The 13,585-nt window shown below is 65.9% G+C and carries 16 protein-coding genes; 4 read left to right on the top strand and 12 right to left on the bottom strand.

Annotated elements, in window-relative coordinates:
- Positions 1-5: 5 nt before the first annotated feature.
- The 3 genes from AUL38_RS09045 to fepB are packed head-to-tail and all read right to left on the bottom strand — an operon-like array spanning position 6 to position 3,086.
- Positions 6-1,034 (bottom strand): iron chelate uptake ABC transporter family permease subunit, encoded by a 1,029-nt coding sequence (locus AUL38_RS09045; protein WP_059061309.1) that lies wholly within the window; start codon positions 1,032-1,034, stop codon positions 6-8.
- Entirely contained in the window at positions 1,031-2,083 is a 1,053-nt protein-coding gene (locus AUL38_RS09040) for an iron ABC transporter permease (protein ID WP_059061307.1), read from the bottom strand. Before AUL38_RS09040 ends, AUL38_RS09045 begins: the two co-directional genes overlap by 4 nt.
- Positions 2,084-2,087: 4 nt before the next feature.
- Complete coding sequence (fepB, locus tag AUL38_RS09035; RefSeq protein ID WP_059061297.1) at positions 2,088-3,086, bottom strand: Fe2+-enterobactin ABC transporter substrate-binding protein; 999 nt, start codon at positions 3,084-3,086, stop codon at positions 2,088-2,090.
- Positions 3,087-3,174: 88 nt separating this feature from the next.
- Between fepB and AUL38_RS09030 the strand changes: the two genes are divergently transcribed.
- Positions 3,175-4,656: a helix-turn-helix domain-containing protein gene (locus AUL38_RS09030; protein WP_161937427.1), complete on the top strand. Its 1,482-nt coding sequence runs from the start codon at positions 3,175-3,177 to the stop codon at positions 4,654-4,656.
- 198 nt (positions 4,657-4,854) lie between these two features.
- Here AUL38_RS09030 and AUL38_RS09025 read toward each other — a convergent pair whose 3' ends face one another.
- The 6 genes from AUL38_RS09025 to AUL38_RS09000 all read right to left on the bottom strand — a co-directional run bounded on the left by AUL38_RS09025 (position 4,855) and on the right by AUL38_RS09000 (position 8,767).
- Positions 4,855-5,655, bottom strand: a complete 801-nt coding sequence (locus AUL38_RS09025; RefSeq protein WP_059061294.1) for a membrane protein insertase YidC — start codon at positions 5,653-5,655, stop codon at positions 4,855-4,857.
- Between the two features lie 202 nt (positions 5,656-5,857).
- The gene (locus AUL38_RS09020; protein WP_059061291.1) at positions 5,858-6,163 is read right to left on the bottom strand and encodes a hypothetical protein; all 306 of its coding nucleotides are present in this window, start codon (positions 6,161-6,163) and stop codon (positions 5,858-5,860) included.
- Positions 6,164-6,196: 33 nt separating this feature from the next.
- A complete protein-coding gene (locus AUL38_RS09015; protein WP_059061289.1) occupies positions 6,197-6,961 on the bottom strand; it encodes a hypothetical protein in 765 nt (254 codons plus the stop codon).
- Positions 6,954-7,439 carry a MarR family winged helix-turn-helix transcriptional regulator gene (locus AUL38_RS09010; protein ID WP_059061287.1) on the bottom strand — a complete coding sequence of 162 codons (486 nt, stop codon included), beginning with the start codon at positions 7,437-7,439 and terminating at the stop codon, positions 6,954-6,956. Before AUL38_RS09010 ends, AUL38_RS09015 begins: the two co-directional genes overlap by 8 nt.
- Positions 7,440-7,477: 38 nt before the next feature.
- On the bottom strand, positions 7,478-8,245 hold the full coding sequence (locus AUL38_RS09005) for an alpha/beta fold hydrolase (RefSeq protein WP_059061284.1): 768 nt from the start codon (positions 8,243-8,245) through the stop codon (positions 7,478-7,480).
- Positions 8,246-8,320: 75 nt separating this feature from the next.
- Positions 8,321-8,767, bottom strand: coding sequence for an SRPBCC family protein (locus AUL38_RS09000; protein WP_059061283.1), 447 nt, complete (start codon positions 8,765-8,767; stop codon positions 8,321-8,323).
- Positions 8,768-8,842: 75 nt separating this feature from the next.
- On the opposite strand from AUL38_RS09000, the gene AUL38_RS08995 reads away from it, so the two are divergent.
- Positions 8,843-9,166, top strand: a complete 324-nt coding sequence (locus tag AUL38_RS08995) for a helix-turn-helix domain-containing protein (protein ID WP_059061281.1) — start codon at positions 8,843-8,845, stop codon at positions 9,164-9,166.
- A 10-nt stretch (positions 9,167-9,176) separates the two neighbouring features.
- Here AUL38_RS08995 and AUL38_RS08990 read toward each other — a convergent pair whose 3' ends face one another.
- Both AUL38_RS08990 and AUL38_RS08985 read right to left on the bottom strand, forming a co-directional pair.
- Entirely contained in the window at positions 9,177-9,770 is a 594-nt protein-coding gene (locus tag AUL38_RS08990) for a ClpP family protease (RefSeq protein WP_059061278.1), read from the bottom strand.
- A complete protein-coding gene (locus tag AUL38_RS08985) occupies positions 9,767-10,438 on the bottom strand; it encodes a ClpP family protease (protein ID WP_083506733.1) in 672 nt (223 codons plus the stop codon). The genes AUL38_RS08990 and AUL38_RS08985 overlap by 4 nt, the downstream gene beginning before the upstream one ends.
- 240 nt (positions 10,439-10,678) lie before the next feature.
- On the opposite strand from AUL38_RS08985, the gene AUL38_RS08980 reads away from it, so the two are divergent.
- Together AUL38_RS08980 and AUL38_RS17560 are read left to right on the top strand one after the other, a co-directional pair.
- Positions 10,679-12,565, top strand: coding sequence for an ABC transporter ATP-binding protein (locus tag AUL38_RS08980; protein WP_235590670.1), 1,887 nt, complete (start codon positions 10,679-10,681; stop codon positions 12,563-12,565).
- A gap of 30 nt (positions 12,566-12,595) precedes the next feature.
- Entirely contained in the window at positions 12,596-12,817 is a 222-nt protein-coding gene (locus AUL38_RS17560) for a hypothetical protein (RefSeq protein WP_059061276.1), read from the top strand.
- Between the two features lie 489 nt (positions 12,818-13,306).
- Here the strand turns inward: AUL38_RS17560 and AUL38_RS17745 are convergent.
- Positions 13,307-13,585, bottom strand: a 279-nt coding sequence (locus AUL38_RS17745; RefSeq protein ID WP_235590669.1) for an HNH endonuclease, incomplete at its 5' end; no start/stop codon positions are given.

Raw genomic sequence — 13,585 nt, 5'->3', positions numbered from 1 at the left:
TCCGTTCAAATCCGTCGGGCGAGCAGCCAGAGGAGGTACATACCGCCGAGCACGCTCGTCACGAGCCCGACAGGGGTGCGAAGCCCCACATCGAGGTGCTGGGAGAGGAGATCGGCGCCTGCGAGGAGGACGGCGCCAACAATCGCAGATAGTCCGACGAGCACGCCTGGTACCGGTGCGAGGTGCCGGGCGATGTGCCCCGAGGCGAAGGCGATGAACGCGATGGGGCCTGCGACGGCAGTGGCAGCAGCCGCGGCCGTCACCCCGATGAGCATTGCTGCAAAGCGGGTACGTTCGACGGGAACGCCAACGCTGTGGGCTGCTTCATCGCCCATTTCCATGAGCGCGAGACTGCGGCCCAAGCGAAGCAGCACCGGGGTGACGATCGCGAGCACCGCGCAGGAGAGCGCGACGTGCACCCAGCCGCGCCCGAGCAGGGAACCGGTCGTCCAGAGCTGGGCGACCAGTGCGTCGTCCACGTCGGCGCGCGCGATGAGTAGCGCCGAGAATGCGCTCACGACTGCTCCGACACCGATGCCGACGAGCACGAGTCGCAGCCCTCCTGTGACACCATCGCGGCGGGCAAGGCAGTACACGGCGAGCGCGGTGAGCATGCCGCCGACCACCGCGGCGACCGCCGTGGCGAGCATGCCGCCGCCGAACACGATGATCTGGAACACTGCGGCTGTCGCCGCCCCCGAGGTGAACCCGATGATGTCGGGGGACCCGAGCGGGTTGCGCGAGAGCGATTGGAAGGTTGCCCCACTCATGCCGAGTAGCGCGCCGACAGCGGCCGCGGTGAGCGCACGGGGGAGCCTTCTGCCGAGTACGGAGCGGGTTGTGGAGGGCTTGGCCTCGCCGGCAACGACGGCTGCGAGGTCGTCGAAGCCGAGCCGGATCGTGCCGATCATGAGTGATGTCACGATGACGGCGATGAGTGCGACGAGGGCGATGCCACCAACGATGAGGAGCCTCGGGCGCACGCGGATCGACGCGCGGCCGAGCCGGATGACGGGGACTGAGAACGTGGTCACAGCGCTGCTACCTTTCGCGATCGGACGAGGGCCACAAACAGCGGGCCCCCGAACAGAGCGGCGGCGACGCCGGTTTGCAGCTCGGCTGGAGCGACGCTGGCCCGGCCGAGGGTATCGGCCAGCACGAGGAGCGTCGCGCCGAGGACAACCGAGGCGGGGATGAGGCGGCGGTGCTCGTTGCCGGTGAAGAATCGGGCGATGTGGGCTGCCCCCAGACCGATGAAGCCGATTGGGCCGGCGGCCGCAGTCGCGGCACCCGCGAGCAGGACCACTGCAAGGGCGGCGCCGATGCGAGCGGAGCCCGTATGGGTGCCGAGCGCCGTCGCGACGTCGTCGCCGAGGGTGATGGCGTTGAGGGGCGCGATGAGGAGGAAGCTTGCGAGGATCCCCACAGCGATAAACGGAGCTACCGTGACAATCACGTCGAAACCTCGGCCCTGGAGCGAGCCAATTGACCAGAACCTGAAGGAGTTGAAGGCCGCCTCGTTGCTGATCAGGATCATCTGAGTGAGCGCGCCGATGACGATGCTCACGGCAGTGCCAGCGAGCGCGATCCGGACGGGGGTGCCCGCGTTGCCGCGTGCGCTGCCGAGCAGGTAGACGACCGTGGCGGCAGCGGCCGCACCGATGAACGCGAACCAGATGTAGCCGCTCACGTTGTCGATGCCGAGGAAAGCGATCGCGATGACGACGGCGAGCGATGCACCCGCGTTGACTCCGAGTATGCCTGGGTCCGCAAGCGGGTTGCGCGTGACCGACTGCATGAGCGTGCCGGCCAGGCCCAGTGCGGCCCCGACAACGATGCCAAGCACAATTCGCGGCAACCTCGACAAGACCACGACGAGGTGGGCATCGTTCGACGGGTCGTAGCTGAAGATCGCCGCGACCACGGTGGCCGGGTCGATCCTGCTCGAGCCGAGCCCCAGCCCGAGCACGGCGGTGATCGCGAGCGCGGCGAGCGATGCGAGCATGAGCAGCGCCGTGCGCCGCGCCGCTGAGCGGTGAGGCGCAGGCGCCTCACCGCTCAGCGTGTCGAGTCGAACGGTCACCTGTCTACTTCGGGAAGGTGTTGACGAGCAGTTCGACGGTCCGCTTCGCGCTGTAGTAGTCAAGGCGGAACGAGTCGGTTCCCATCGTGTACACCTGGTCATTGGTGATCGCCGGGAGGTTTGCGAGCAGTGCGTCGTTCGAGAAGTCTGAGACGGGATCGCCTCCGGTCATGGCGACGGTGAAGATGGTTGCCGCGTCTTCGAGACCCGCGGCCGCGTTCTCGCTTGTGAGGGTTCCGACGCGCCCGCCTTGGCCCTCGGAGAGGAACTCTTCCTTAGCCGGCTGATAGTCGAAGCCGAGCGAGCTGAGCAGCATGGCCTGCGGGCTCTCCACGTTGAACGGCCAGGAGCCCTCGGGGCCCATGTAGATGAGCGCGGTTGTGGGCTGGGGCGGCAGCTTGATCTTGGAAGCCTGCTCAGTGATCCACTGATCGTACTCGGCGATTCGCTCTGTCGCCTCAGCCTCGAGCCCTGTGGCTTCGCTGATCTGTTCCGTGATCTCCTGCCAAGTAATATCCGCGTAGCTGATAAGCACAGTCGGTGCGATCTCTGACAGCTGCTCATACGCTTCAGTTGCGCTATCGCCGCCCGAAGCCGAGCCAATAATAAGGTCGGGCTCGAACTGGTCGATGGCGTCGAGGTCGAGCTCCAGATCCTTGTAGGCGATTTCGATGCCGCGTTCGACCGCAACATCCGCCCATTGGGTGAAGAAACCATTGTCGTCGGTGAGGGGAGTGACGGGCGCCGCGGCCGTCGCGACGAGCGGAGCGTCGATCGAGAGTAGCGCGCCGGTGAATGACGGGGCGGCGGAGACAATTCGTAGCGGCTTTTCATCGATCGTCGTGGATCCGGCGGCGTGCTCGACTGTGCGTGGCCAACCTTCGGTGGCCTCAGCCTTGGAATCGCCGTCCGAGGACGCGTCAGGGGTTGTGGAGCTGCATCCGGCGAGCAGTAGAGCAGCAGCGGCAGCTGCCGCGATGAGGGTGGGCAGGCGTCTAGCCATGCGGGAAACCTCCGAGTTGGATCAGTGTTGAGTGACGGCACAGCGGTGCGCGCTATCCTCAAAGTTAGCCATGCCTTACCTTCGTCTGTTGATTGGAAACGACACCGTGTTACCAGCCGCGCAACTCCCGCCGGTCCGCCTCACCGAACCGATGCTCTACGCAGTCATCCGCGGCAGCGCGCTCCTCACCGCGGGCTCATCGGAAATGCGCCTGGTCGCGGGGGCGGGCGTGTGGGTTCCCGCGGGGGAGGTGGTTGAGGTTCGGCCCGCGATTGGCGCGGTCCTTATTCCCGTGCCGGCTCGGGGAGAGGGACTGTCCGGTACGACGATCGTCCATATTCCGTCCGCCACGGTCCCGGCCCTGCTCAGCGCATTCGCGAACGCGCTTGGGCACCTCGACAGTGCGCCGTCCGCGCCGCTGACGGTACGGGGAACCGGCCAGGGCCCGCTTACGGCTCCGCCGATGCCGCGTTCGGATGCACTCGGTGTGCTTGCCGATGCGCTCCTGGCATCTCCGGCCACCGACCTTGCGAGCGCAGTCTGCCGGGCTGTGCCGGGGTGGAGCTTGCGAACTGTGCAGCGGCGCTTCCGCGACGAGACCGGATGGACAATCGCTGCATGGCGGCGACGCCATCGCCTGCGTTCCGGAGCCGAGCTGATCACCGCTGGCAGAGATCTCGAGTGGATCGCCCACCACATCGGCTATGCGAGTCTCGCGGGGTTCATTCGCGCCTTTGCTGAGGCTGCCGGCGTCACTCCGGGACAGTGGCGCGCAGGCGTCGCGACCGAGGGAAACCTGACAGCGGAGATCGTGGTGCCTGACACCGAGGTTGGTGCGAACCGAACCTGGACTCGGGTCAACGGTTCACATGTCGCCGTGTGGGCTGCGATCGGCCCAGCGGAGTTGGTGATCGCGAATCGCAGCATTTCATTGAGCGAGGGCGACGCAGTGATCATCCCCGCGGGCAGTCGGAACGAGCTGCGCATCCCACCCGGCTCGGTGCTCATGCCACTCGGCTACCGTTCCGCGCTGCGCGGGAGCATCGGTGCGCCGCTTGAACCGGCGCGCATCGGCGGCCTGGGAACACTCGAAATGCTGGAAGCTGTGCTCGCCACATACACACGTGTCGGCGTGGTCGGCATCGATCCTGACCGTGGCTTCAGCGCCGCACTTGCTGGTTCACGTCGAGCCCCGGTGACTCCCGATGACGGGAAGCTAGCAGCGCTTGCGAACCTCTTCGTCCGTGCCCCAGAGCTGCGTACCTGCGACGCAGCCGCGCGGCTGGGAACATCGGAACGGGAGCTCTACCGCCTTGTGCACGCCCGTACAGGGGAACCGCTCGCCGCGTGGCTGCGGATGCTGCGAATGACGCGCGCGCGTAACCAGCTCGGTGACGGCGAAACACCAACCGAGGTATCGCGCGAGCTGGGATACGCGCACCTGCCTGCCTTCTCTCGGGCGTTCCGTGCGGTGCACGGAGCAGGCCCCTCCGTGCTGAGTGTCCCAAACCTGAAGCCGACTCGGGAAGCATGGGGACGAGAGCAACGCGTGCCGGCTTCAACGTTGTGACGTAGAGCGGCTCGGCACTGCAGCTGGCCGCCGCGAGCTTGCGCTCGGGCAACCAGAACACCACGGCCTCTTGATGCTCGATATCAGCAGACGTGTCATACCCCTCCGGGAGCCTTCGGGGGATCTCGACTGCGACGACTTGCTCGCTCCGGTCAAGAACTGCGCAGCCTGACAGCCATGCGGAGCGCGCGCGTGCCCCTACGTCGCGGGGGTGTCTGGCTCCTCTTTCTTCGAGTGCGGCAGCGTGCCGTAGATCTTGCCGAGCACGAGGCGCTCGCACAGCGTCCACGTGGTCGTCGTCGCAAGGTACAGCGCGGCGGCGAGCGGAACGATGGCGGCGATGAACACCGTGATGAACGGAACGAAGCTCATCATCTTCGTCATCCCAGAGAGATCGGGCATACCCTCCGGCATGTTTTGGGGCTTCGGGGCTGGCGCGGGGGTCGGGGGAGTGAGCAGGCGACGGGACGTCTGTGTGACGATGCCGATGAGTACCATGATCGCGACACCCACGGCCGCGTGCGTGACAGTGATGTTGCCCCCGAAAAGATCGCCTGTGAGGCTGGCGTCCAAACGAATCCCGAGGAACGACTTGCTCAACAGGGCATTGGATTCGCCGTCGATCTCGGGCAAAATGAAAAGCCCGTAGACCGCCATGAGCACGGGCATTTGCGCGAGGACTGGGAGGCAGCCTGCGAACGGCGATGCCTTCTCAGCGGCGTAGAGCTCCATAGTCTTTCGCTGGCGCACCTCGGGGTTCTTGTATTTGCGCTGGAGTTCGGCGAGCTTCGGGGCGATCCGCTGTCTGGCAAGCGTCGCCTTCACTTGCGAGCGCCCCACCGGGATGAGCAGGATGCGCACCCCGAGCGTCAAAACGATAATGGCGATCGCTGCGCTCTGCGCTCCAACCAGCGGTTCGAACAGGTCGCTGAGTGTCGTCACGAGCCAGTAGGCCCCGCGAATAAGGAGCTTGATGGGAAGGAACTCGTAAATGTTCATCGGGCGCAGCCCGCCGGGGTCTGGGAAAAGTGCATCATGATTCTCGTCTCGTGTGTGGGGTCGTGTGACTGATCACCTCGAGAGAACGGACGCGTCTGCGTGTGGGGCACCGGGATCGGGCCCAACGATGCACGTGGGCTCAATACCGGGCGCGAAGCCGGGCTCAGTGCCTACAGAGTGACTCCCGACCGGCGGCCGCCGTTCAACTGAGGTGTGAACCGGCGCGAGACGGGGCGCGAGCGAGAACCGTGCCTGGTGTGCCTGGCTCAGCAGGCATGCTGAATGTGGGAGTCACCGACGGGCGGGAGCGGGCGTGCGGGCCCTGCAACGCCGGAACGAGCGGGATCCTGCGCGAACAAACAATCGCGGCCGCCACTGGTGCACACGCGAGCACTCCGGCAGCGCCGAGGAGGATCGCCTGCGAGGGTGACTGCGGCTGCACCGTGCCGAGCGCGACAACGAGAGTGAGAAGCAAGAACTGCGTCATCATCCAGAGCGACAGCAACATGATCCACACCTCCGATCCGCGGTTGCAGACAGCTTATCGAAGTGAGCGCAGTGCGCGCGTCACGATGCGTTCGGTGGTCGCGGCTGGGCTCTCGCGGAGCCATCGGGCGCACAGCGCTCTGGCCCAGTCCGGGGTAGTCTTTGCGGCGTCGTTGATCCAGTTCGCCACTGAGTCTTGCACGTACCGCTCTGGGTCCGCGCGCAGGGGTTCCAAGAGCGGCTCACCCAGGCTGGGGTGTTCCTTGAACGCTTTGATGTGGCTGGCCCAGACCCCACGCGGTCGCAGTGACTCGCTGGCGAAGCGTCGGATACTGGGGGAGATGTCCCGTGTCCAGGGTTCGAGCAGTTCGACGGAGGTTGCGAGGTCGGTCACGAGGCGAGGCCGCACGGCCATCCACACCCACTCGCGCACCGTGAACCGCTCATCATCGGCACGAGGCCTGCACGCCGCGAGTAGCGCCGCCTGGTCGAGTGTGTCGTCCGCCGCGGTCGCGAAGCACCACCAGCCGCGCACCGTGTCCGAGGGGTGCTCGGCGAGGCGACTGAGCTCTGCCGCCGAAAGGTGCTGCTGCAGAGCGGAGCCGATCGCGGCCATGCGTTTCAGGATCCCGAGTTCCTGCGCGGCTGCGACCTCTGCGGTGAGCTCGGGGCTTGCGCCGGGAACTGTCGCGGCGAGGAGTGAGCGGTGATCGATGACGAGTGCCTCGGTTAGGGTCTTCGCCTGGGCCGTGCCAGCGTTGAGGTTGGCGAGGTGCTCTGCGCTGACATCGCTCGTTCTGCTCGCGCCGGGGCTAGTCATTGCTGGACGTCTGCGCGACGCGGTGTTGGATTGCGGTGAGCGCGGCGCGCGCCCCACCTAGCGTGTCGGGGGAGACGGCACCTGCGATGTGTCGCAGCCAATCGCCGTACACCGGGCGCAGGTGTGCAAGGGTATCTTCGCCCCCACGTGTGAGGGTGACGGTCGTTGATCTGCGGTCGCCGGGGGTGCCGGAACGTTCGATGAGGCCCTGCCGGTCGAGGCCGTCGAGCAGGCCGGTGACGGCAGCGCGGGTGACACCGAGTCGGTCTGCGATTGAGGCAGGCGTTGCGGAGCCCTCCTCGGTATCCGCGACTGCGAGCATGACGCTGAGTCGCCCCTCGGTGAGGTTGAACGCGGCGAGTTCCGCCTGGCATGCCCTGTCGATGAGTGCCGCGGTGCGCAGTACGGCCATGACGAAGTCAGTCTCCTCGCTGTCCAGTTCAGCGTGACCGAGGAGCAACTCGTGCTTGTGATCCATTAACGATTTCATTAATGGCCATACTATCAGCGAGTTGATTAGTTCGAGGTGGGGGCCTTCGGAGCGCGCCGGGCGACGAACTCAAGCACCATCGACGCCACCGGCTCCGGGCTCTTGATGATGGCCTCGTGGCCGCGATCCGGAATCTCTTGGTACTCGGAGTCGGGGAGTGCCGCGGCCACTTCCTGCACCCAGTCGCGCGGGCACACGTGATCCGTCTCGCCGCGCATCACCAGTGTGGGCGTGGTGATCTCGGGGCAGATGTCCTCGATGCGGTGGTCGAGCATGAGTCGCAGCTTGTTCGCGAACCACAACGGGCTCGTCTTCGTGTACTCGACGACACCCTCGACGAGCACCTTAGGAGACTCGCCGTAGAGATCCTGCACCATACGTGCAGCCTGTTTCGTCGCGCTGCGCTCGTGCCGGTTGATCGTCGGCGCGATGAGCACGAGCGTATCGATCGCCTGCGGGTGGCGGTGTGCGAGCTCCGCGACGATCTGGGTGCCCATGGAGTGGCCGACGAGCGTCACGGGCCCGGTCGCCTCATCATCGATGAAGTGCTTGATGAGGTCGGCGCTTGCCTCGATCGTCGCGGCCGTGCCCGGTTCGGGCGAATCCCCGAAACCCGGGAGGTCGGGAATGATGACCTTGCCCATGCCCGAAAGGACCTGCGCAACCTCCTCGAATGTGATCCGGCCCATGCCGATGCCGTGAATGAGGACAAACGTCCGTGTGGCTGGCCCCGCGAACTCGGAGAAAGCCATCGTGTAGTCGCCGCGCTCGTATTTCCGGTCTGCGTGTTCCATACTCAGTACCGTATCTCTCGGTGCTGGAGATCGCGAGGTGCGCTGTCGCCGTGCCGCTGATAGATATCCGTGGTCCTACGAGGTGACGGTCGCCACGAGGTGCACGTTGCGGGTGCGGATCAGCCGGCGCAGATAGGGCACGAGCACGAGTCGCTCCGCCAGCCTGCCGAACACGGGCGACGCGACGGTGATTCTGTCGGTCATGACCGTCTCCCCTCCATCCCGTGCGAATGTGTGCTCGTGCCGGAACGCCTTGAACGGGCCCCGCTGCTGCTCGTCGACGAAGTAGTACGGTCGATCCAGTGCGGTGATCCGCACCATCATCGTGAACCAGATCCCGAAGTGCCGCGCCCGCCACGTCACGACGCCACCAAGACCCAGTGTTCCCACTGTGACCCCGGCGATCGCGCGCTCCCCGGAGTGAGCGAGCGAGGTCACGTGTTCGTCGACGCTCAGGGACGCGTCGAAGAGCGCCTCGGGCGGCACGGTGGCGCGTGTCACCACTTCGAAGGAACTCGGCATAGGGACAGTCTCGCATCCGTTCTGCTCTGAGCGGAGACCGTGCTGTGTGCGCGCCAGCCCGGGTTACGATCGGGTATGGCTGACAACGATGCCCAGAAAGCGAAGCGCCCACGCGTTGCACCACCGGCCCCGCTGTGGCGGCACATGCTCGGAGCGGAGCTGCGCCGGCTCCGGCACGAGCGGGACGAAACGCTCGGGGAAACAGCGGCGAGAGCCGGCGTCTCTCCGCAGTACCTCTCGGAGATGGAACGCGGAGCGAAGGATCCGTCGAGCGAGATGATCGACGCGGTCGCGGGTGCGCTCGACGTCACGCTTGTCGATCTCACTGACGGGGTCACCGCGGGGTTGCGCGCTGCCGCCGCATCCGGCCCGCGCGCTGCCTACATGCTGGCCGCGTAGCCCGCGGCGGCTACTGCTGCTCGATCACGTGGTCGAGGAGCCCGTAGTCGCGCGCCTCGGTCGCGGTGAACACGCGATCGTGATCCGTGTCCCGCCTGAGCTTCTTCGCGGGCTGCCCCGAGTGCCGCGACAGCACGTTCTCGAGATCGGCGCGGATCCGAACTGCCTCGCCGGCCTGCAGAATGAGATCGGGGATCGTGCCTCGCCGCTCCTCGTTGCTCGGCTGGTGCAGGATCACCCGCGTGTGCGGCAACGCCATGCGCCTGCCCGGGGTTCCCGCGGCGAGGAGCACCGCGCCGACGCCGACCGCCTGCCCGACGCACGTCGTTGCGATACCCGACCGGACGAACTGCATGGTGTCGTAGATCGCGAGCATTGCGCTGGGATCGCCGCCGGAGCAGTTGATATAGACGTTGATATCGGTGTCAATCGTCACGGAGTCCAGGTAGAGCAGTTGGGCGATGATCGCGTTCGCGACGCCCGGGTCGACGGGGGTACCGAGGTAGATGATCCGCTCCGCGAGCAGGTGCGAATACACATCCATGATGCGGTCGCCGCGCGGACTGTGCGAGACGACGTTCCGGATCGAATAGCTCTGAGTCATGAGAGATCCTTCGTTGGTGTCGGGGCAGGAGAGCGGTGTGCATCGGGTGCGGCGCTGAAGCCGGTTGCCGTGTCTGTTCCGGCGTCACCGCCTGGCAGCAGCTCGGCGAACGATTCGACGACGGCGTCGGCGAAGCCGTACGCGATCGCTTCGGAAGCGTCGTACCAGTGGTCGTGCAGCGAGTCCTCGTAGACGCGATCCACCGGCTGCCCGGTGTCCTCGCTCGTGAGCCGCAACACCGTGTCACGCGTGTGCCGCAGGTGCGCCGCCTGCACCTCTACATCGCCCGTCGGGCCGCCGATCCCCGCCGACCCCTGATGCATGAGTACCCGAGCGTGGCGGAGCAGCCGGCGTTTGCCCGGGGTGCCCGCTGTCAGCAGGAATTGGCCGGCGCTGTACGCGATTCCAAGCGCAAGCGTCGATACATCGTTGGGAACGAGCCGCATGAGATCGCGAATTGCGAGCATCGCCGGGACCGATCCGCCCGGCGAATGGATCCACAGCGAGATATCCGCCGAGCGATCAGCTGCGGCGAGCGCGACGAGTTGTGCCGCGAGGAGGACGCCGTTGTCGTCGTCGAGGGCGCCGTCGAGCACCAGGATACGCTGCTCGAATAACTCGCGCCGGAGGGGTTCCGTGAACACTGGGGGTGTGGGAGATTCAGTCATAGTCACAGCCTGCACCGCAATCTGTGTAGCCGAGTCAGGATCTGCTCAGAGCGGCTCTGCTCTGGGCGGCGCTGCTCTGGGCGGCTTTCGCCGCTGGGCAGCGCTCCGCCGCGGGCAGCTTCCAGAAACTGCCTCCGAACCGTTGACGTGCACCAACGCGCACTGTTAGCTAGACGGGCAGTGAAAGTGCGGCCGGGGGACACGCGCGAATCGTAAGCCACCCACCCGTAGAGGATCCCCGTGCCACAGCCCATAGACGATCCGTCCGCTCCCATTGCCCCCGAGATCCTGCCCGAGACGACGTCGGAGACGGCACCCGATCGCGTGCCGTTCCGATCAGGGGTCGCGCTCGTGTGGTCCTACTCCCGCCCACACCGCTCGAAGCTCGCGGCCGGGGTGCTTCTCGGACTCTTCGCGACCGCAACGATGCTGGCGACCCCGCTCGCTACGAAATGGGTGCTTGACTCGCTCGAAACTGGCGTGAGTCTCGCCCGACCGATCATGCTGCTCATCGGGCTGCTCCTGATCGGCACAGTTGCGGGCTTCGCCCAGTCCGTTCTCCTCGGGAAGCTCGCCGAGCGGATCGTGTTTGACGCCAGGCACTCGCTCATCAGGCGATTCTTCATGGCGAAACTCGAGCAGGTGCAGCGGTTCAAAACCGGCGAGCTCGTGACGCGCGTCACCAGCGACACTGTGCTGTTGCGTGAGGCGGCCACATCGAGCATCGTGCAGCTCGTGAACGGCACCGTGTCCCTCATCGGCACCATCGCCCTCATGGCGTACCTCGACTGGCCGCTGCTACTCACCACCCTGCTTGCGCTCGTGATCGTTGGCGTCATGTTCGGGGTGCTCGTCCCCTACATAGGAAGAGCGCAGCGGCGAGCGCAAGACGCGATCGGCAAGCTCGGAGGAACCCTGGAGGGTGGCGTGCGCGCCCTCCGCACGGTGAAATCAAGCCGTGCCGAGGCAAGGGAGATCGGGCGCGTGGTCGCGAAAGCCGACGAAGCCGCGAAGCACTCGGTCCGCGCTGTCTGGTTCGCTGCCGCATCCTGGAGCCTGGCCGGAGCCGGGATGCAGCTCGCGATCATCGTGATCCTCGGCATCGGCGCAGGCAGGGTCGCACTCGGCACGCTCGCCGTGTCGACGCTCGTCGCGTTCCTGCTGTACGCCTTCAACATCGTCGACCCGATCACGGCCCTCGCCGGGGCCTTCGCAACGCTACAGACGGGGCTCGCTGCCGCGGCGCGGATTAGGGAAACCGAACACCTCGAGCTCGAAGACACAGCGTCACGCCCCAACGTGGCACACCCGCACGTTGTCCGCGCGGGGGCGCCCGTGCTCGCGCTGCGCGGAGTCTCCGCGACGTACGAAGGGGCCGCGCAGTCCGCGTTGCACGACGTGACCCTGGACATCCCGCGCACCGGACACATTGCGCTCGTCGGGCCCTCGGGCGCCGGCAAAACCACAGTGCTGTCACTGCTACTGCGCTTCATTCAACCGAGCAACGGGCACCTCGAACTCGACGGGGTACCGTATACCGAGCTCAGCATCGACGACGTCCGGTCGCGGATCGCCTACGTTGAGCAAGAGACGCCGATCATTCCCGGCACCGTGCGAGAAAACGTGCTCTTCCGAACGGGAACGGCGCCCTCCTCCAGAGACGCACGCGCTGGAAATAGCGGCGGTGACGCCGTCAGCGCGGGGGCCGGCGACCAGGAGGCGTGGGCTGCGCTCGCCGCAGTGTTGCTCGACGACAAAGTCCGTTCTCTTCCGGAGGGGCTCGACACCGAGGTCGCAGACACGAATCTGTCCGGTGGAGAGCGACAGCGCCTCGCCGTCGCCCGTGCGCTTGTGCGTCGCCCGGACGTGCTCCTCCTTGACGAGGTCACCGCCCAGCTCGACGGCGTGACCGAGGCTGCGATCCATCGCGTCATTAGCGACGCGAGCCGCACCGGTGCCGTCGTCACGATTGCGCACCGGCTCTCAACCGTGCTCGAGGCGGATCGGATCATCTTGCTTGAGCGTGGCAGTGTGCGCGACTCTGGAACGCACGACGAGCTCCTCGCACGCGACGGTCTCTACAAGGAATTCATCACCGCTTTGCGCATTGGTGCTGCGCCGGCATAGAGCGATCTATGAGACGCCTACAATTGAGCCATGGAAGACTACGTGCCGCAGAGTCTGTTCTGGATCTCGCTCGCCCTTATCAACGCGGGGCTGGCCGAACAGAAGAACCGCTCACGGCTGGCATGGTTTTTTCTGAGCCTGTTGCTCGGCCCGGTCGCTACCTTCTACATCGTCGCAACCGGTGCTCCCGCGGCGATACCTACGCAGGCGGCTGACGGGCCGGTGACCCTGCCGCCCAAGTCGGCGGGGTAGAGCAAAATCGCCACGACCGGTTCCGCCTCTCTCAGCGAAGCCCAGGGCCGGTCGTCTCTGTCTCCATGCGATGCTCATGGGCGAAGAGGTCAAGTGAGTCAGATCCTGTGGCGTGCGCATCGATGTCCTTCGTGCACTTGGGATGAGTGTCCTCGGCCGTGTGGCGGCGACGAAGGCACTCCAAGCTGTGAATTACTGGCGTTTGAAGCGCACCCGCAGGCGTTCATGTTTGGGGTTACCTCGGGTACGTAGCGCCCTTGCCTGGGAGCAGGTACGCCTGGGCGGAGCGTCGTCTGGGGTTCCAGCGGCCGAACACAGTCCGCGGCCGAGGAACTCGTCCGGTAGCCCTCGCTGTAGTCGCCACTTTGTGAGGGTTTGACGTTTGCTTGGCGTGTCATCGTCGACAGCTGGCAGTCAGAATGGTGGCTGCAGGAAAGATGGGGCAGCGGGGTAAACGGGCGGGCAGTTGCCCCGAGGTGTGCCGGACGTTTAGAAGGGATGGAGTTCGGGTTCTTCGATCGCGGGTTCGAACTGCACTTTGCGTTTCGGTTTGGGCCGTGTGGCCCGCAGCTCCGGCAGTAAGTCTGGTGGCAGGTCGATATAGATGCGGCCCGTCGGTGACGTCCACTCGAGCACCCCGCCTGCGAGTTGTTTCACTGCCCAATCCGAGTTGCCTTTCAACGCGTGGTGGCTGCGACACAAATATGCCAGGTTATCGGTTGCTGTGGGCCCGCCGAGGGCGGCATCGATGGTGTGGTCGGTTTCTGA

It is taken from the genome of Leucobacter sp. G161, from assembly GCF_001482305.1.
Classification (GTDB): domain Bacteria; phylum Actinomycetota; class Actinomycetes; order Actinomycetales; family Microbacteriaceae; genus Leucobacter.
Note: the sequence above shows the minus strand (reverse complement) of the source record. Positions and strands in the feature narration are given on the sequence as shown.